Below are 17070 nucleotides of genomic sequence, written 5' to 3' on the forward strand. Positions count from 1 at the left end.
GGGTCACGAGTCGGCCGGTGTCCGGGTTCGAGCTGGCAACCAATACCCCTCGAGACAGGCCGACGAGGATACGACGAGGCGTTGAGAACCGATCCAGCCCGTCACGGCGATCCTTGCGACAAAGGCCCATACGGAGAAAGGACACACGTCACCATGGCATCAGGTGAGTTCACCGATCCGCGGATCGTGCCACACGAGTCCGCGCAGGAGCGCGACGTCCGCGAGCGGCTGACGAAGCTCCTCGCAGAAACCCCGCTCCCCACGCACTACCTGATCGACAACCTGGCCGTGTACATGCGCCGCCACCAGTTGGCAGACCTGCTGTCGATGGACGCGCTGTACCGTATGTTGCCCGAAGTCCCTGGCGTCATCATGGAGTTCGGTGTCCTGCATGGCCGGCATCTTGCCGCGCTCACCGCACTTCGTAGCATCTACGAGCCGTACAACTCGCTGCGGCGCATCATCGGATTCGACACGTTCACCGGGTTCCCGGAGATCTCCGAGGTCGACAAGGTCAGTCCGAGCGCCGTGGAGGGCCGGTTCGCCGTGCCGGTGGACGAGGTGGACCACCTGCGCGAGGTGCTGGCGGCGCACGAGGCCAGCGAACCGTACGGGCACACCCAGCGCAGCTTCGTTGTCAAGGGCGACGTGCGGGAGACCGTCCCGCAGTACCTGCAGGACAACCCGGAGACCATCATCGCGCTGGCGTACTTCGACATGGACCTCTACCAGCCGACGCGGGAGATGCTGGAAGCCATCCGGCCGCACCTGACCAAGGGCAGCATCCTGGCCTTCGACGAGCTGGCCCACCCCAAGTGGCCGGGCGAGACCACCGCGCTGCGGGAGGTCCTCGGCCTCGACCACGCCCACCTGCGCCAGGTGCCGGGCCGCGAACCGCCCGTCATCTACTTCAAGTGGGGCGAGTGAGCCGTGGTCACAGGGCATTTCGAAGGCAGGACGACGTCAATCAGGACCGGTGACACCGGCAGCGCGTCTACTGCCGGCAGCCGGGAACTCGCCGTGGCGGGTGCCTTCGAGTTCACCCCCACGGTGTACCCGGACCAGCGCGGCGTCTTTGTCCCGACCTTCCAGGAGCACACCTTCCAGGACACGGTTGGGCACCGGTTCCCGCTGGTGCAGTCCGCGTACAGCGTGTCGGCCCGCGGGGTCCTGCGCGGCGTTCACTACACCATGACACCGCCGGGCATGGCGAAGTACGTCTATTGTGCCAAGGGCCGGGCCATGGACTTCGTGGTGGACCTCAGGGTCGGTTCGCCGACGTTCGGCAAGTGGGACGCCGTGCTGCTCGACCAGGCCGACTACCGGTGCACCTACCTCCCGGTCGGGGTCGGGCACGCCTACCTCGCGCTCGACGACGACACCATGATGGTCTACACGATGTCTCAGGGCTACGTGCTCGAGCATGAGCTGGCGATTTCTGCGCTGGATCCCGCGATCGGCCTGCCGATCGACGTCGACACGGATCTGATCCTGTCCCCGCGTGACCGCGACGCACCCACGCTCGCCGGGGCAAAGGCTGCTGGGATGTTGCCGGACTACGCGACGAGCCTGGAGCTGGAGGCTGCTCTGTGACGGTTGACCGCGTCGTGCCCGCGATCATCGCATCGGTGCGGACAGTCTCCATCGGGATCTCCTTCACGCGTTGATGCGGACGGCCCTGCTGGTCCGCGAGATCTTGCTCGCCCACCGCGACGGTGCCCAGGTCGCGTTGGGAGCCAGCCTCGGCCGTGTCACCGCCCTCAACCTGGTGATCGAGTGCTCGGTCGAGGTGCTGCACACCGTCGGCTTCTAATCCGGCGGAGCCACCGGGATCACGGGGCTTTCAGCCTTCGTGCCCAGCGACGCTGCCGAGGAACAGTCGATGCCGGCGCCCGGACAGGTCGACCTGGATGCGTTCACGGCTGCCTATCCCCTCCTCGTCACCGGCCTGGCCCAGCGCGTGGCGAACGGCGGCACGCCCGGGGCTGCGGTTCGCTACGCGGTCGGGATCACGGTGCGGGGATCAGGGCACTGCACGGTGGGCAGGGCCAGTGTCGCTCGGCTGGATCGTCAGCTGCTTGAGAGACTTGTGGTGGCGGGCCACAGTCGGTTCGACCGCGTGGGCGAGGTTGTTGGGTCGGGCCGGGGCGCCATGCCGGGTCTACTCCCGGTGGGTTTCCCCGACCCGCCTTCAGAACCCGGTGTGCGGCCCTCACCGCACCGGGATCTCCACGGGGTCATGCCGTTGGGAACGGGCTTTCTCGGGGCCTCCGGCCAAGAGCTCGGGATCCCGTCGCTGCCTCCACAACGATGCCAGATGATCGGTACTCTGCCGAGGTCGAACAGTCGATGTCCTCGGCCGCCCCAGCTCGGCGAGCGTGCGACTACCGGAACTGCGCGGCTTCGCCGATAGCCTGGCCCACGACCTGGAGACCGTCCCGACAGGCCTGAGCCTGCGCTGGAGCTCCGGCGTCGTTGAAGGGCACGTGAACCGGATCGTGACGCTGAAGCGCCAGGTATTCGGCCGAGCCGGCCACCGCCTCCGCCTCACTCTGCTGGCTGAGCCGCCGGCACTCGTCACCGCGTGGGCATTACCGTCGGGGTCGTTTGCCGTGACCCGGCTGGCCAGGGCAGGGCTTCGTCCCGCAGCCCAGGTGATGGGTGGTCGGGCGCCTGGCCCTTGAGTACGACCACCGGCTCGACAACTCTGCCTTGCGCGTCTACGAGGCCTCCACCGCGAGCATGGCCCACCGCCTCACCACCTCCGCCCCGGGCTGGCGGGTGACCTTCAGGCTGCCGCATGAAGGTCACCGAGCTCCTGGCGCACTTCCGGGCCCGGCCGGACGAGGCCGCCGCCCTCACCGATACCGAAGTTGCCTCGCAGACCTGGCCAGCACCCGGAGGGTCAGCGCTGAACTCCCACCGACCGGCAACGCACCGGGCCCACCCGAGTCCACCACCGCCCACCAGGCCATCGGACTGCGGGCGGCACCGAGGTGATCAACCCCCGCTCCCGCGCCGGCCTACCGCGGCCAAGCACCGGGGAGGCGGGGAACTCACTCCCTGACCATCCCTTTCCCGGTGTACGCCGACCACGCCGAAGCCAGTGTCTGCTCCAGCGTGCGCTGCGGCCGCCAGTCCAGCAGGGCTTCGGCCGTGGTGATGTCCAGGCACCTCTCCTCCGTGCTGGCCCGGCCGCCCGCGTCGCGCACGATGATTTCAGCAGGTGCTCCGCTGATCTTGACGAGCAGCTCCAGCAACTCCCGGACCAGCACCACCCTCCCACCGCCGACATCGATCACTCCGGACGCCCTGTGGACCGTGGCGGCGGTCACGGCATCGGCGACATCGCGGACGTCGATGAAGTCGCGGCACGCGTGCGGCGACTCCACGTACAGGACGGCCGATTGCCCGGAGGCCTTGGCATCCCTCAGCCTCGGTATGACCGTCTCCAGCAGACCGCTTGCCGCCGGGTGCGGCCCCAGCACACTGGCAAGCCGCAGGACCACGCCGTCGAGCGCGCCGCGTTCGGTCGCGGCCACCACCAGCTTCGTCGCCTGATGCTTGGAAGCGGCGTACACGGCGAGCGGGGAGCCCGGCGGGAACTCCTTGTACTCGTGCGCCGAACCGAGGTGCACCAGCCGCGGTCGCCGGTCCAGGACCGTCGTGGCGACGAGCAGGTTCTCCACGAGTGTCACGTTCAACCGGTATCGCTCTTCGTCGGACACCCAGACACCACCCGCGGCGTTGACGATCACGTCGCAGCCTTCGTCCGTCAGCAACCCGGCCAGCGCCCGTGGATCGGTGTTCACCAAGTCGACCGATTTCCCCCGCGTACCCGGCGGGGCCTTCGCAGGATCGCGGGCGAGTACGAGCACCCGGTGCCCCAAGGCGAGAAACGCCTCGCATATCTGCCTGCCGATATAGCCCGTACCGCCGAGGACCACTGTGCTCGTCACGGCGCCCACTCTGCTCTTCGGCGCTCCAGGAACGTTCGACGCGGGCTCGACCGGCGGCCCGCCAGCTGATCCCACGTCAGCCCACCGGGCGGTACTCAAGCCAGCGGCTCGGACCTGCGGCCGGCCTCGGGCACCGGCAACCTGGTACACCCGCGCCCGGCCGGCCCACCCCTGACAGTCGTTGCGGGCCAGCGGCTGGAAAGTCAGCCGACCTCCGTGGGCTCCACGTCCACCATGTCCAGCATGGGCCTGAGATAGCGGTCACCGACGGCGCAGCCCTGCGGGAACAGCCCGGCGAGGAAGTGCCACTCGGAGTCACTCAGCCGCCCTCCAACGGCCCCCACGCTGTCGGCGACATGTTCCTCGGAGCGCATCCCCGGAATCGGCACCACGCGGTGCGGTCCGGACTTAAGCCAGCGCAAGGCCAGCGCCGCCGCAGTGAGCCCGCGTTCGCGGGCGGCGGCGACGAGCGAGGCAGCAGTGCGGTGGTTCTGTGCCAGCGCGGCTGGCCCATGCCGTGGGTCCCGGTGCCGCCAGTCGTCAGGCTGCAGGTGCTCCAGGACGGCTCGTGTGTCGGTCAGCAGACCGAGTGTGAGCGGCCGGTAGGCGACCAACGGGATCCCGCGCTCCGTGCAGGCGGGCAGCACGCCGTCCTCGACGTGGCGCTCGAACAGCGAATACTCGCTCTGCACAGCGGCGATCGGGTGCACAGCACACGCTCGGCGCAGCGTGCTCGGTGCAACCTCGGACAGCCCGATCCGCTCCACTTTGCCCTCGTGCACCAGATCGGCCAGGGCGCCGACCGACTCCTCGACCGGTACCGCCGGGTCGATACGAGCAAGGTAGTACAGCCCGATTCTCTCGACCCCCAGCCGGGCCAGGGAGCCTTCGCACGCGGCGCGGATGTGTTCCGGAGAGCCGTTGAGGCTTGCGCGGCGTGCTCCGTGCACGATCCCGGTCTTGGTCGCCACCACGATTCGCTCGCGTGCGGACCGTGGAAGGGCGGCTCCCAGGGCCTCCTCGGCGGCACCCTGGCCGTAGTAGTCGGCGGTGTCGAACAGAGTGATCCCGTGGTCGATCGCGCTGGCTACGAGCGTCGCCGCCGTCGGCTTGTCCACCGTGGACAGGCCCATGCACCCCATACCGATGCCAGAGCCCATCCAGTCGTCACGTGCCGGTTCCGTGAGCCGCATCCAGCCAGCGTGGCGGGCCGTCCTCAAGACCGGCTCGAGTGCGCGGCTCCAAGCATCCTCCAAGCCGCCCCGAGCTCTGCGACACAGCATCGCAGGCGATGCCGCCGCACGGCGGACCGGACAGAAGCGGGAGGAACCGCACACGTGGCTGCACCCGAACCAGCCGTGCAGGTCGAGCAGACCGCCATCGCGAACGTGCTGGTGGTCAGGCCGAAGTCCTACCATGACACACGCGGATTCTTCTTCGAGTCCTTCAACCAGGACACATTCCGCGCGGCGATCGGCCGACCGTTCACCGCGGCACAGGTCAACTGCTCGGTGTCCCGGCGCGGAGTCATCCGCGGTGTGCACGGCGCACGGCTTCCCGGTCAGGCGAAGCTCGTGTACTGCGTGCGCGGAGCCATCCTGGATGTCGCGGTCGACATGCGCGTGGGATCGCCGACCTTCGGTAAGTACGTGGAGCGCCGGCTCAGCCAGCACGAGCCCGAAGCGGTCTTCCTCGGCGAGGGAATTGGACATGGCTTCCAGATCCTCGAGGACGACACATGCGTGAACTACCTGTGCTCGGCCCCCTACGTGCCGGGCGATGAGATTGCGCTCGACCCGCTCGATCCCGAGGTGAACATCGCGTGGCGCGCGACCGAGCCGCTCGTGCTGTCCGACAAGGACCGCACCGCTCGCATGCTCTCCCAGCTGCTGGCGGACGGCGAACTGCCTGCCTACGAGGAATGCCTTCGGTTCCAGGGGACCGGAAGGGACTTCGCGGGAGCCGACGGCCGGTGAGGCCGCCCACCCGCGCACAACAAGGAGGTCTAGTGTCCACCAAGAACCCCAGGACTGCGATCATCACCGGTGCCACGAGCGGCATCGGGCGGGCCGTTGCCGGCAAGCTCGCCCAGACGGGCCTTCGGGTGTTCGTCTGCGCCCGCTCGGCCGAGGACGTCGACGTGACGGTCAAGGAACTCTCCGGCGGCGGGGCCGAGGTCGCCGGCACGGCGTGCGACGTCCGGTCCGTGCACGACGTGACGGCAATGGTCGAGGCCGCAGTGTCCCGCTTCGGCCCGGTCGACGTGCTGGTCAACAACGCTGGGCGCAGCGGCGGCGGACCGACCGCGAACATCACCGATGAACTGTGGCAGGACGTCATCGCTACCAACATGACCAGTGTCTTCCAGGTCACCCGAGCCGCGCTGACTACAGGCGGGATGCTCGCCAGGACCGGCGGGCGGATCATCAACATAGCCTCGACCGGCGGAAAACAAGGGGTCCCGCTCGGCGCGCCGTACTCTGCGTCCAAGGCCGGGGTCATCGGCTTCACGAAGGCGCTGGGCAAGGAACTGGCCCCGAAGGGCATCACCGTCAACGCTGTATGCCCAGGGTACGTGGAGACTCCGATGGCGCAACGGGTCCGGCAGGGCTACGCGCAGGTGTGGGCCACCGACGAGGACGAGGTGCTGCGTGCCTTCAACTCCAGGATCCCCCTGGGCCGGTACTCCACACCGGACGAGGTAGCCGGGCTCGTGCATTACTTGACCGAGCCGGTGGCGGCGTCGATCACCGCACAGGCGCTGAACGTGTGCGGCGGACTCGGAAACTACTGAGCCCCCCTGAAAGGACCGCTGTGACCGCGATACCCCATTCCACCGAGCACAGCGTCGACGTGGCTGCGGCCCCGGGGACCGTGTTCGACATCATCGCCGACGTGACGCGTTGGCCGCACTTCTTCGGCCCCACCGTGCACGCCGAGGTGGTCGAGCGCACCGAACCGGACGCCGACGGTGTGCGCACCGAGGTGATCAAGCTGTGGGCCACCGCCAACGGCGCGGTGAAGCACTGGACCTCCCGGCGGACGTTGGATGCGGCGAACCACCGCGTCACCTTTGCTCAGCAGGTCTCCCAACACCCGATCGCCGCGATGAGCGGCGCCTGGCTGGCCGAGCCACTCGCAGGCGGCGGCTCCCGCGTGGTGCTGACCCACGAGTTCCGGGCGATCGGCGACGCCCCGGAGAACGTGGACTGGATCACCAGCGCGATTGACCGCAACAGCGAGGCGGAGCTGACGGCGCTCAAGGTCGCCGCCGAGGTAGTCGGCAACCGCCCCGAACTGGTCTTCTCCTTCACCGACACCGTGTCCATCGACGGTCCGCGTTCCGCGGTCTACGACTTTCTCTACCAGGCGGCGTTGTGGCCGGAGCGGGTTCCGCATGTCACCCGGCTGGAGATGGCCGAGGACGTACCGAACCTTCAGGCAATGGAAATGGACACCCGCACTCCGGCGGGAGACGTGCACACCACGAAGTCCATCCGCGTGTGCTTCCCGGAATCCCTCATCGTGTACAAGCAGACCAAGGTGCCAGCGCTGATGACGGCGCACACCGGGTACTGGCAGCTGACCGAACGAGAGGACGGTGGCGTGGACGCCACCTCGCAGCATCTCGTCGTGCTCAACCCGGACACGATCACCACAGTGCTCGGTGAGGGAGCGACAGTGAGCACAGCGACCGAGTTCATACGCAGCGCGCTCAGCAAGAACAGCACCACAACCCTGCGGTACGCCAAGGAGTTCGCGGAGACCGCCGCCCGGAGCGTTGCCGTCGCTGACTGATTGGCGGTCAGGAGCCACGGTTCGCTTCCGCGACATGAGCTCATTGATGTGGTGCGGGAAGCCGTTGCACCATCAGGTCAAGGTGAGCGCAAATTCGCGGGTGTGGCGGCTCGGACAGGCTTTCACTTGGGCGAGCACGCATAAGAAGCGATCGTTACATTGTACGACACGCCGCCACTCGAACTCTTGCGCACAATATTCTCGTTCAAGCAGACGCTCGTTGGCGCGTGCATAGGAAAAGGGCCTCCTGTACAGCTCGGTGATGTCAAGTCAACCGCGCACCAGGAGGCCCTGATGCTCCACCGTGGCGTTTCCGCTGTGCCCGCGGCCACCACCGGCGTGTCGCCGTGTGGCTGTCTCGCCCGCCGCTTGGGCAACGCTGCCGGCTGGTGTCCTGAGTCCTTGATCAGTCGTTCTTCATCACGTGGGACGTCCTGGGCCAAAGCTGGCTGTGCTGGTGCTGTCGGATCATGAACGGCAGGTACTTGGTGCCTGGGTGCGAGGGCAGTCGATTCCGCAGGCCCTGGCATTGAGAGCGGGGATCGTACTGGCCTGCGCCGAGACCGGGTCCGACGGACTGCCCAGGTCGGCCGCCGGGCGGCGGCTGCTACATCGGTGGGTTGCCGTGCTTGCGGCTGGGCAGGTCGGCGTGCTTGGTGCGGAGCATGGCCAGGGCGTGGGCGAGGACGGCGCGGGTCTCGGCGGGGTCGATGACGTCGTCCACCAGGCCGCGTTCGGCCGCGTAGTACGGGTGCATCAGCTCGCTCTTGTACTCCTTGATCTTCTGCGCGCGCATCGCCTCGGGGTCCTCGGCCCCGTTGATGTCGCGCCGGAAGATCACGTTGGCCGCGCCCTCGGCGCCCATCACCGCGATCTCGTTGGTCGGCCACGCGTAGGACAGGTCCGCGCCGATCGAGCGCGAGTCCATCACGATGTACGCCCCGCCGTAGGCCTTGCGCAGGATCAGCGAGATCCGCGGCACCGTGGCGTTGCAGTACGCGTACAGCAGCTTCGCGCCGTGGCGGATGATCCCGTCGTGCTCCTGGTCCACACCCGGTAGGAAGCCGGGCACGTCCAGGAGGGTGACCAGCGGGATGTTGAACGCGTCGCACATCTGCACGAAGCGGGCGGCCTTCTCCGAGGAGTGGATGTCCAGCACCCCGGCCAGCGACTGCGGCTGGTTCGCGATGATCCCGGTGACGTGCCCGTCGATCCGCGCCAGCGCCACGATCACGTTCGTCGCCCACCGCTCGTGGATCTCCAGGAACTCGCCGTGGTCGACGATCTCCTCGATCACCTTGCGCATGTCGTAGGGGCGGTTCCCGTCGGCCGGCACCAGGTCCAGCAGCGTGTCGTTGCTCCGCTCGACCGGGTCCTCGCTGGCGGTGGCCGGCGGCATCTCCCGGTTGTTCTGCGGCAGCAGCGACAGCAGGTAGCGCACCTCCTCGATGCACGACTGCTCGTCGTCGTAGGCGAAGTGCGACACCCCCGACACGCTGGAGTGCACATCCGCACCCCCCAACCCGTTCTGGCTGATCTTCTCCCCGGTCACCGCCTGCACCACGTCCGGACCGGTGATGAACATCTGCGAGGTCTCACGGACCATGAAGATGAAGTCGGTCAGCGCCGGGCTGTAGGCCGCACCGCCCGCGCACGGGCCCAGCATCACCGAGATCTGCGGGATCACCCCGGAGGCCCGGGTGTTGCGCTGGAAGATGCCGCCGTAACCGGCCAGCGCCGTGACACCCTCCTGGATCCGGGCCCCGGCGCCGTCGTTCAGCGACACCAGCGGCGCACCCGCCGCGATCGCCATGTCCATGATCTTGTGGATCTTCTGCGCATGCGCCTCACCCAGCGCCCCGCCGAAGATCCGGAAGTCGTGCGCGTAGACGAACACCGTCCGCCCGTGCACCGCACCCCAGCCCGTGATCACACCATCGGTGTGCGGCTTCTTGTTCTCCAGCCCGAACCCCGTGGCCCGATGCCGGCGCAACGGCTCCACCTCGTGGAACGAACCCTCGTCCACCAGCAGATCGATGCGCTCACGCGCCGTCAACTTGCCCTTCGCGTGCTGCGCCTCGGTCGCCTTGTCACTGGGACCACGCCGCACCGCCGCACGCAACTCGTGCAACTCCGCGACCCGGCTCCGGAAGTCGACCGGCCCGAGGCCGACCGGAGAAAGGTCGACCTGAGCGAGGTCAGTCGTCATTGGCATATCGTCAGCTCCGTTTCTGAGGCTGGGAGACCGCCGTCAACGCCAGCTGCGCGGCGCCTGGTAGATTTCCTGCCTCCGCCACCAGGAGCTGGGGAGCGACCGGTTGTCCAGGTCGAGGGCACTTGCCGTGCCCGCGCACCGCGCGAGCAGCACAACGGTCAACGCGGCGAGCTCCGCCTCGGTGACCCGCCCGCGCTCCACGCACAACAGTGGTCCGCTGCGGTCCGAATCACCCATGGCCTCTCCTCCAGCGTTTCGACCACGGTCGGCTACCCCGCTCAAGGACCGCTCTCGTCCCGCTGGACGTGCGGTCAGGAAGGCCGCCCGCCCGAGCCCGTCAGATGCCGCTGGCATGCCGAGGCCAGGGTGCACTCCCCGGCCTTGCCAAGGCCGGCCAGCTGGGAGCCTGCCGCAACCGACGGCAGGGACGACACCGATGACTGATTCCCGTATCGCCTCGTACTCCCCAGCGGCCTCCTCATGCGGAAGAGGCGGCCCGTCCCTCCGACCGCTCGGTCTTGCGCCCCTTGCTCCGCGGCTCCACCGTCCTTGGGTCCACCGCCTCTGCGGGTGCGCCGGTCGCGTAGAGACCCTCAGGTTCGGTGTCCCGGTCGTGCGGCAGTAGCCAGAACACTCGTCGGCGAAAGGTCCCCGAGGAGCGTGAGGGTTTGGCTCCCGGGCCCAGCTGCGCGTAGCCGACCATCCGCCCGCCGCGGTGGTAGGCGGGCTTGCTCCGGCGCGTCGGCAGCCGATCCAGGCTCTGGCGGACGTAGTCGAGGCTCCCGATGTCCTCTAGCCAGACGAGCGCCATCTCGTGACTGATCTCGTCCTCCGCGATGAGAGCGCTCATGCTGCCTCCTCGTCAGCGAGCAGTCCGATACCCGGGTAGTACTTGCGTTGGTTGGAGAGGATCATCTCCTTGGGCGAGCCCAGTCCCACAACCTCACGGACCCGGGTCGCGAACGCACGTGAGGAAATGGGCGGCACTCCTTCAGTCTGGCACCACTTCCTGTAGCCACCGTAGAGCTGAGCCTGTTCCGCGCGCAGTTCCGGACCCATCCGGCAGGCCTCGTTGATGAACCGCCCCGTGTAGTCCTCGGTCTCCGCATACGATGTGGTGGCGATCCGTACCCGTTCCGGACCGGTCAGGTCCCGCTCGCCGGCCAGGTACCGGCGGGCGCCGTCGATCAACCAGTTGAGGATCCCCGGGCCCTCCTCGGTCACCAGGAAATCCGCAAGATTGTCGACCTTCCGGTCGTCCGGCACCACGCGCTCGAACGGGATCAGCCGTATCCGGCGCCAGAACGCGAACCCGCCGGTGCCCACCTCGGGCCGGTGGTTACCCAGCAGCCAAAGCTTGTGCGTGGGTTCGAAGCTGAAGAAGTCCTGCCGCATCCGGCGGGCTTTGATCCGGTCGCCACCGGTGAGCAGCTTCACCCTGGCCTCGTCGAACCGGTCCCCTGGTTTGACCTCACTGCACACCAACACTCGTCGGCCCTGCAGTTCGGCGAGGTCGGTGGGGTGGCCCTCATAGGGGCGGGCCATCAGGAACCCAGACGGAGCCGCGTCGGCGTAATCACCGAGCAGCTTCATCAGCACGTCCAGCAGCACCGACTTACCGTTCTTGCCGATCCCGAATAGGAACGGCATGACCTGGGCCCCGACGTCCCCGGTCACCGAGTAGCCGAGCAGCAGTTGAAGGAAGCCGACCATCTGTACGCCTTCCGGCCCTTCCCCGAAGGTGTCGGTGAGGAACTGGTTCCAGCGCGGAGTGGGGCGTGCCTCAGGTGATGCGGTGGTACAGCGGGAGTGGAAGTCCTTGTTCGGGTCGGGCGTGCGGACCAGGCCGGTCCTCAGGTCCACCACCCCAGCCGGTGTACACAACGCGTACGGGTCGGCGTCCAGGTGGGTGGCATTGAGCACCATGCTCGGGGCCGTCCTCGCCTGAGCCAGCATTGCGTTGATGCCGCTGGTGCTCAGTGCCCGGCGGCGGTGCTGACGCAACGCACTGCTGGAATGGATTCCACGCGGGTCGTTGGTGGCAATCCGCTCCGCCAGCTCACCGGCCGCCCACAACACGCTGTCGTCCTCATCGATCTGCCAGCGAGCCTCGTCCCACCGGTACCAGCCGAGTCCGGGCACATGCCGGTAGTCAGCGGCGTACAGCTTGATGAAGAGCTTGGCGTTACCGCGGTCACTGAGAGTGTCCGGCAGCAGTTCCGGCGAACCGTCCGCCAGGCTGGGAGCCGTCACATTCGCGGTGGTCAGTACCTCGGCTCTCGCTACCTGGCGTGAAATGGCGTTAGTCCGTGTCTGGACCTGTTGCGGGTGACTACGAAGACCCCGCACCTCAGCGGCCATGCGCACTCCCCCGAAGCGACTGAAGCGACCGAAGCGACTCAAGAACGGAACCACCCTAGCGAAGTTCACGGTTGCAAACCAGCAGGTCAAAGGCTCATGGGAACGTAAAACAGCGACTGAAGCGACTCAACTTCTCTATCTATGAGCTCACCATGAACACACTCTTGTAGAGCTGATATACCCAGACCTTCAGTCGCTTCAGTCGCTGTGGCTCCCAGGTATAGGCTCTGACCTGCGCTTTTACCTCTCCCCTCAGAACGACCGAGTGACCTCACAGTCGCTCCCGTTCAGTCGCTGCCCACGTGCCCAGTGAACTCGTCCGTTCGGAAACCCGTTTACCTCCAGCGTCTTGAGCGGCTATGGAGTCAGCCCCGACCCGGTGGCTGGTCTAGTGCCATCGCCCTCCTCTCTGCCACCACCGCCTCACAATCGGGCAGGGTGGTCTTGAAGTCGCCACCTGGAGGTACATGCCGCCCGGTGCTGCCCGCCCTGTGGCCCGCAGGGGGTGGCCGTTCCGTGGTTGAGCACACCTGCCCAGGCGGCGCTCCTGTTGACCTCGACCTGCAACTCACCGGGTTGACCAAAGCGGAGGGCATTGTGCCGATCTTGTGTGCCTAGAACCGGAACGTCACCCATCGCTCACCGGAGTCACCCCTGTTGTCCGCGGACAACACCCCGGCCGCTCCCCGCCCCCTGGTTTCCTTCCGCTGCCCGGACCGCCGTCAGATCGGGGAAGCGATCGAAGCGCGAAGCGCTCATCGCTAACCCCCGCCTCCAGGTCTTCGACCACTCGGAAGCGTTCCTGACCTGCAACTACGACCCTCACAAGGCACTGTGGAACCTGTCACGAGGGAAGGCCGAGGCCGAGACCCAGCGCACCCCGAGCCAGAGCCGCTGGCAGAGCAAGTGCCCCAACATCTCCCGGACCGACGCCCACATGGGCCTTGCCGCCCGGGAGATCGATCAGCTCCGCGCCGAGATCAAGGACGGGCTCCTGCCGGATCCCATGCAGCGTCGCCTTGAACAGCGGCAGCAGTCGCTCAATGCCCTGATCGAAGTCCACAAGGCCAGCCGTATCACCAGCGCTGAGGAATCCGCCCATGTCCGACACCACCACGGCGCCGCTGATCGCCGAAACCATCGGCATGGCCCTGGCTGCGTCTGCCGCCGCCACCAATCGTGGAGGCGCGGAAGACCGTGCCGAGACCCACGCAATCACCGACGCCATGATTCGTCTCCTGGCCGGCGTCCCTCTGCACTCCGATGGACAGCTCACCGTCAAGTCACTCGCCGAAGAAGCACAGCTCAAGCGCCACAAACTGACGCACAAGCACACCGGACTCAAGGACCTCTTCTATGCCCTGGTCCGCTCCCAGGACCACCGTCCACGGATCGCACAACGACTCAAGGAGGACAACGAGCAGCTTCGAGGACAGCTGGCGTCTCTACGAGACGAGCGCAGGGAGCTGAAGGAACGACTCGCAACATTCGCCAGGGTGATCCACGTCCTGGAGGTCGAGAACGACCAGCTACGGCAAGCACAGTCCGGCGGCGGCGTCCGAGCCTTCCCTCAGCGCCGGGGTTGACCAGCATCTCGGATCGACCGGAAATTCTGGCCAAGGCAGCGTGACCTGCGATTACTGTGCCTCTAATGACTCTCACTGATGCCGAGATAGGCGACCTACTCGCGCCCGCCGGTTTCCGCTTCATCGAACGGATCCAGGGGGAGGTGCGGTTGCCATCGCTGCCGCCGTACTACTCGCCCGCGAGTGCCGGGCCCGAACACGGACGCTTCGACTCCCACCAAGACGAGATCGTCGATGTGGGGGCCTCGGACATGGCCGACAAGGTCAACGCGAGCTGGTACCGGATGGCGACGGAGTTCGGGCTCTTCGACGCGAACCGCGAGTATCTGCTCGCCGTCAATCGCGAGAGCCTGGGCGAGGAACCAGATGACGAGCCCTTCACAGTGTGGCTTCGGGTCCGGCTGCTCGACGGCTGGGATCTGGTGGGGAGCGAGGTCGACCTGTTGAGGAGCGGGTTCGCAACACTCTTCACCACGCGCTTCGTTCCGGAGTTCACGGTGGCGTCCCTGGAGGGCCAGATGATGATGAACACCACCGTCTGGGGCAATGGCACCGTCAGCACTATCGTTATCCGCCCATAGCTCCTGTCGGGCGAAAGTCCGCCACGGGATCAGCTCTCAGGGGCGGTCTCGACATGGTCGGACGTCTGATTCGCGACGAACAGGCTCAGCCGGTAGGTGGTCGGCTGCTTCAGCCGTCCACAGAAGGTGTCCAGGCGGGCCACCGTCCAGTCGATGCTCCTGTCCGTCGCCCGGAGGTGGTGGATGTGAGCACGCCATTCCGACTCGTCCTGAGTCTCGTAGACCGTCTCCCAGCGGCCCATGACGGGGGCGAGGCGAGCGGCATCCTGCTGTCTCTCGTCGTCTTGCTGGCGCCTTCTCTTCCGTTGTCCTGACACCCGCCCAGCACCGCTGGGCCGGGCTCGTCGTAGCAAGACCATTACCCATCCAGTGGTCTGATCGATACTGGGCAGAGCCTAGTACTCCAGCAGGACTTCGACGTTTTGCCTGTTCAGAGGCTGCGCGCGGTGAGTGTAGCGGGCTGATGGCCCATCAGGGGCGGTCTTCATGAGGCCGCCCCTCGATCGTGTGCAGCCGACGCTGGTAGTGGCAGCGGCGGGGAAGCCTCTTGTCGTGATCAACGAGCCTGCAGCCGAGACTTGGGACGACGAACTCGAAGACCTCTTCCTCCGCGTCGGCCACCGCTTCAGCCGCGTGGAGCCACGCCGCCGGATGCGCGACTACGTCCGTGGCCTGCTCGGCCCGGTCGGCCGCAAGAACGGCTGGCAGCTGGCCGAATACGCCGGCCACACCACGCCCGACGGGCTCCAGCACCTCCTCGCCGGCGCCCGCTGGAACGCACCGGGTTGGCAGCGAGCGGCGGGGTGCTCGGGGCGGCGAACCGCGGGCGGGGGATTCCACACGCGGGGTATCGGTCAGATGAGCGGCGTTCGGCGGCGCTTCGCGCCGGCCGCATTAGTGTGTGGCGTCCGCAGGAGAGCGGGGCGGCGGTCGGAGGTCGCGCTGGTTCAGGGCGCAGAGTGCGCGCCGCCCCGCCCCGTAACCGCTTCTGCCCGTGGCGCTGCGGTTCACTCCCCGCTCTCGCGTGCCCGACCAATGGCGGGCCGGACTGGGCACGCGGCAGCGGGGCGCCCGCTGGTCGGGCGCCCCGCTCGAGGCCGTGCGGTGCTGGCCGCTGCTACCAGCGGTACCAGCGGCCCCGGCTGCCGGAGGCGCCGGTGCCACGGGCGACAAAGCCCACCAGCCAGACCACCAGCACCACGATGGCGACCCACCAGAGGATCTTCACCGCGAACCCGAGGCCGAACAGGAGAAGGGCGAGGAGCAGGACGAGAAGAAGGGGAACCATCGTGACCTCCACAATTCAGTGTCGGAGGGCCGGGTGCCCTGGTCCGGCGCCACTATTCGTAGGAATCTTCCGGTTCGGGTCGGGCAGGCGACCCGATGTCAGGCAGGACGGTGCACCAATGACGAGGAGAGTGCGATGAGCACGGGCGACAAGATCGAGAACGTCGGCGACAAGCTCAAGGGGAAGGTCAAGGAGACCGCCGGCAAGGCCGTCGGCAACGAGCGCCTGGAAGCCGAGGGCAAGGCCGACCAGGTCAAGGGTGACGTCAGGCAGGCTGGCGAGCACGTCAAGGACGCCTTCAAGCACTGAGCGCCCCGCGCGCAGGGGTCCCCGACCGCTTTGGTCGGGGACCCCTGCGCGTTCCCCGGCAACCTCCCGGCACCGTACCGCCGCCCCCACGCAGGAGACCGCCGTGCCCGACCAGCCTGCGCACAGTCCTGCCGCAGCCGAGCAGGCCGCCGCCGACATGCAGATCGAGCTGACGACGGTCGTCGGCCACCAGGCCCCGACCACGGCGCAGCCCGGAGCCGCGCCGGTGGTGCCGACGACGGTCAGCCGCGCTGGCGAAGGTGGAAGGCAACGTCCGAGGGCGTCTGGCCTGCCAGCATCACGAGAGCCTCCAGCAGCCCCTCCCAGAGCGCGTCGCTGCCCTCGGGCTGCACCTCGGTCAGCTGGCTGACGGCGGCCTGCTCCCGGGTCAGCGGCGAGGGCAACATCGGATCGGCGAGGGATTCGTAGACGCCTTCCACCCTCGCCAACAGCTGCTCACGGCGCCCCCGGGCGGATTCGACGGACTGAGCGTCGCGCGCGACCAGCAGGGCCGGGACCGGAACGGACAATGCGGCGTGCAGCTGTGCGAGCGTCGGCTCGTCGGCCAGCTCCGCCACCACCTGATCGGACAGCGGAACCTTGCCGTCGACCACCCGCTCCGAGACGGCGATACCAAGCACCGTATAGGCGCTGACGCACGGCCACATCACCTTCTCCACCGCATCGGTGTACCGGCAGGAGGCACGGCGCACCTCGTCCAGCACCCGCGACCGGAAGGTGAACCGGGCACCGCCATCGAGGTGCTCGGCGTGATCGGGCAACGCGAACAGCCGGTCCAGGACCGCCCTCGAACTGCCCCACTCGTGCCGCACCTCGGTCATCGCGAAGTGCAACGAGGCGAGCACCTCGAACTCGGCGTTGCTCAGGACCGCCAGCTGCTCCCTGCCGGGAAACCGCACCGCCTACCCCTCCCGTCGATCATCGTCCCGCGGTCGCCCACGCTACCCGCGCC

At 67.6% G+C, this 17070-nt stretch carries 19 protein-coding genes and 2 pseudogenes; 11 read left to right on the forward strand and 10 right to left on the reverse strand.

Going from position 1 to position 17070, the window contains the following annotated elements:
* Nucleotides 1-153 precede the first annotated feature (153 nt).
* The 4 genes and pseudogenes from OG294_RS40480 to OG294_RS41335 all read left to right on the forward strand — a co-directional run.
* Nucleotides 154-927 (forward strand): class I SAM-dependent methyltransferase, encoded by a 774-nt coding sequence (locus OG294_RS40480; RefSeq protein WP_327071984.1) that lies wholly within the window; start codon nucleotides 154-156, stop codon nucleotides 925-927.
* A 93-nt stretch (nucleotides 928-1020) separates the two neighbouring features.
* Nucleotides 1021-1593, forward strand: coding sequence for a dTDP-4-dehydrorhamnose 3,5-epimerase family protein (locus OG294_RS40485; protein WP_327071985.1), 573 nt, complete (start codon nucleotides 1021-1023; stop codon nucleotides 1591-1593).
* A gap of 73 nt (nucleotides 1594-1666) precedes the next feature.
* Entirely contained in the window at nucleotides 1667-1813 is a 147-nt protein-coding gene (locus OG294_RS40490) for a hypothetical protein (protein WP_327071986.1), read from the forward strand.
* A 571-nt stretch (nucleotides 1814-2384) separates the two neighbouring features.
* A pseudogene (locus tag OG294_RS41335) lies at nucleotides 2385-2543 on the forward strand (ISL3 family transposase); the annotation flags it as partial.
* A gap of 513 nt (nucleotides 2544-3056) precedes the next feature.
* Here OG294_RS41335 and OG294_RS40495 read toward each other — a convergent pair.
* A complete protein-coding gene (locus tag OG294_RS40495) occupies nucleotides 3057-3959 on the reverse strand; it encodes an NAD-dependent epimerase/dehydratase family protein (RefSeq protein WP_327071987.1) in 903 nt (300 codons plus the stop codon).
* Between the two features lie 203 nt (nucleotides 3960-4162).
* Entirely contained in the window at nucleotides 4163-5152 is a 990-nt protein-coding gene (locus OG294_RS40500) for an aldo/keto reductase (protein WP_327071988.1), read from the reverse strand.
* Between the two features lie 144 nt (nucleotides 5153-5296).
* On the opposite strand from OG294_RS40500, the gene rfbC reads away from it, so the two are divergent.
* Genes rfbC through OG294_RS40515 form a run of 3 tightly spaced genes read left to right on the forward strand, consistent with a single transcriptional unit; the run spans nucleotide 5297 to nucleotide 7757 of the window.
* Nucleotides 5297-5935 carry a dTDP-4-dehydrorhamnose 3,5-epimerase gene (rfbC, locus tag OG294_RS40505; RefSeq protein ID WP_327071989.1) on the forward strand — a complete coding sequence of 213 codons (639 nt, stop codon included), beginning with the start codon at nucleotides 5297-5299 and terminating at the stop codon, nucleotides 5933-5935.
* Nucleotides 5936-5967: 32 nt separating this feature from the next.
* The gene (gene fabG, locus OG294_RS40510) at nucleotides 5968-6753 is read left to right on the forward strand and encodes a 3-oxoacyl-ACP reductase FabG (protein ID WP_327071990.1); all 786 of its coding nucleotides are present in this window, start codon (nucleotides 5968-5970) and stop codon (nucleotides 6751-6753) included.
* Nucleotides 6754-6773: 20 nt separating this feature from the next.
* The gene (locus OG294_RS40515) at nucleotides 6774-7757 is read left to right on the forward strand and encodes an aromatase/cyclase (protein ID WP_327071991.1); all 984 of its coding nucleotides are present in this window, start codon (nucleotides 6774-6776) and stop codon (nucleotides 7755-7757) included.
* A 607-nt stretch (nucleotides 7758-8364) separates the two neighbouring features.
* Here OG294_RS40515 and OG294_RS40525 read toward each other — a convergent pair.
* The 5 genes from OG294_RS40525 to OG294_RS40545 all read right to left on the reverse strand — a co-directional run bounded on the left by OG294_RS40525 (nucleotide 8365) and on the right by OG294_RS40545 (nucleotide 13396).
* Entirely contained in the window at nucleotides 8365-9966 is a 1602-nt protein-coding gene (locus tag OG294_RS40525; RefSeq protein ID WP_327071992.1) for an acyl-CoA carboxylase subunit beta, read from the reverse strand.
* Nucleotides 9967-10008: 42 nt separating this feature from the next.
* On the reverse strand, nucleotides 10009-10209 hold the full coding sequence (locus OG294_RS40530) for an acyl-CoA carboxylase subunit epsilon (RefSeq protein ID WP_327071993.1): 201 nt from the start codon (nucleotides 10207-10209) through the stop codon (nucleotides 10009-10011).
* A gap of 241 nt (nucleotides 10210-10450) precedes the next feature.
* Nucleotides 10451-10822, reverse strand: a complete 372-nt coding sequence (locus tag OG294_RS40535) for a DUF6009 family protein (protein ID WP_327071994.1) — start codon at nucleotides 10820-10822, stop codon at nucleotides 10451-10453.
* On the reverse strand, nucleotides 10819-12333 hold the full coding sequence (locus OG294_RS40540; protein ID WP_442789400.1) for a DNA primase family protein: 1515 nt from the start codon (nucleotides 12331-12333) through the stop codon (nucleotides 10819-10821). Before OG294_RS40540 ends, OG294_RS40535 begins: the two co-directional genes overlap by 4 nt.
* Before the next feature lie 844 nt (nucleotides 12334-13177).
* On the reverse strand, nucleotides 13178-13396 hold the full coding sequence (locus OG294_RS40545) for a hypothetical protein (RefSeq protein ID WP_327071996.1): 219 nt from the start codon (nucleotides 13394-13396) through the stop codon (nucleotides 13178-13180).
* Between the two features lie 37 nt (nucleotides 13397-13433).
* On the opposite strand from OG294_RS40545, the gene OG294_RS40550 reads away from it, so the two are divergent.
* A complete protein-coding gene (locus OG294_RS40550) occupies nucleotides 13434-13919 on the forward strand; it encodes a hypothetical protein (RefSeq protein WP_327071997.1) in 486 nt (161 codons plus the stop codon).
* 65 nt (nucleotides 13920-13984) lie between these two features.
* Nucleotides 13985-14500: a hypothetical protein gene (locus OG294_RS40555; RefSeq protein WP_327071998.1), complete on the forward strand. Its 516-nt coding sequence runs from the start codon at nucleotides 13985-13987 to the stop codon at nucleotides 14498-14500.
* 29 nt (nucleotides 14501-14529) lie between these two features.
* Here OG294_RS40555 and OG294_RS40560 read toward each other — a convergent pair whose 3' ends face one another.
* Nucleotides 14530-14742: a hypothetical protein gene (locus OG294_RS40560; RefSeq protein WP_327071999.1), complete on the reverse strand. Its 213-nt coding sequence runs from the start codon at nucleotides 14740-14742 to the stop codon at nucleotides 14530-14532.
* A gap of 313 nt (nucleotides 14743-15055) precedes the next feature.
* Between OG294_RS40560 and OG294_RS40565 the strand changes: the two are divergent.
* A pseudogene (locus OG294_RS40565) lies at nucleotides 15056-15280 on the forward strand (IS701 family transposase); the annotation flags it as partial.
* 337 nt (nucleotides 15281-15617) lie between these two features.
* Here OG294_RS40565 and OG294_RS40570 read toward each other — a convergent pair.
* A complete protein-coding gene (locus OG294_RS40570) occupies nucleotides 15618-15788 on the reverse strand; it encodes a hydrophobic protein (protein WP_327071377.1) in 171 nt (56 codons plus the stop codon).
* A gap of 135 nt (nucleotides 15789-15923) precedes the next feature.
* Here OG294_RS40570 and OG294_RS40575 point away from each other — a divergent pair, with 135 nt between their 5' ends.
* Nucleotides 15924-16097, forward strand: coding sequence for a CsbD family protein (locus OG294_RS40575; RefSeq protein ID WP_327072000.1), 174 nt, complete (start codon nucleotides 15924-15926; stop codon nucleotides 16095-16097).
* Nucleotides 16098-16339: 242 nt separating this feature from the next.
* Here OG294_RS40575 and OG294_RS40580 read toward each other — a convergent pair whose 3' ends face one another.
* Nucleotides 16340-17017: a hypothetical protein gene (locus tag OG294_RS40580; protein ID WP_327072001.1), complete on the reverse strand. Its 678-nt coding sequence runs from the start codon at nucleotides 17015-17017 to the stop codon at nucleotides 16340-16342.
* Nucleotides 17018-17070 lie beyond the last annotated feature (53 nt).

Source organism: Kitasatospora sp. NBC_01302, from assembly GCF_035976515.1.
Classification (GTDB): Bacteria; Actinomycetota; Actinomycetes; order Streptomycetales; family Streptomycetaceae; genus Kitasatospora.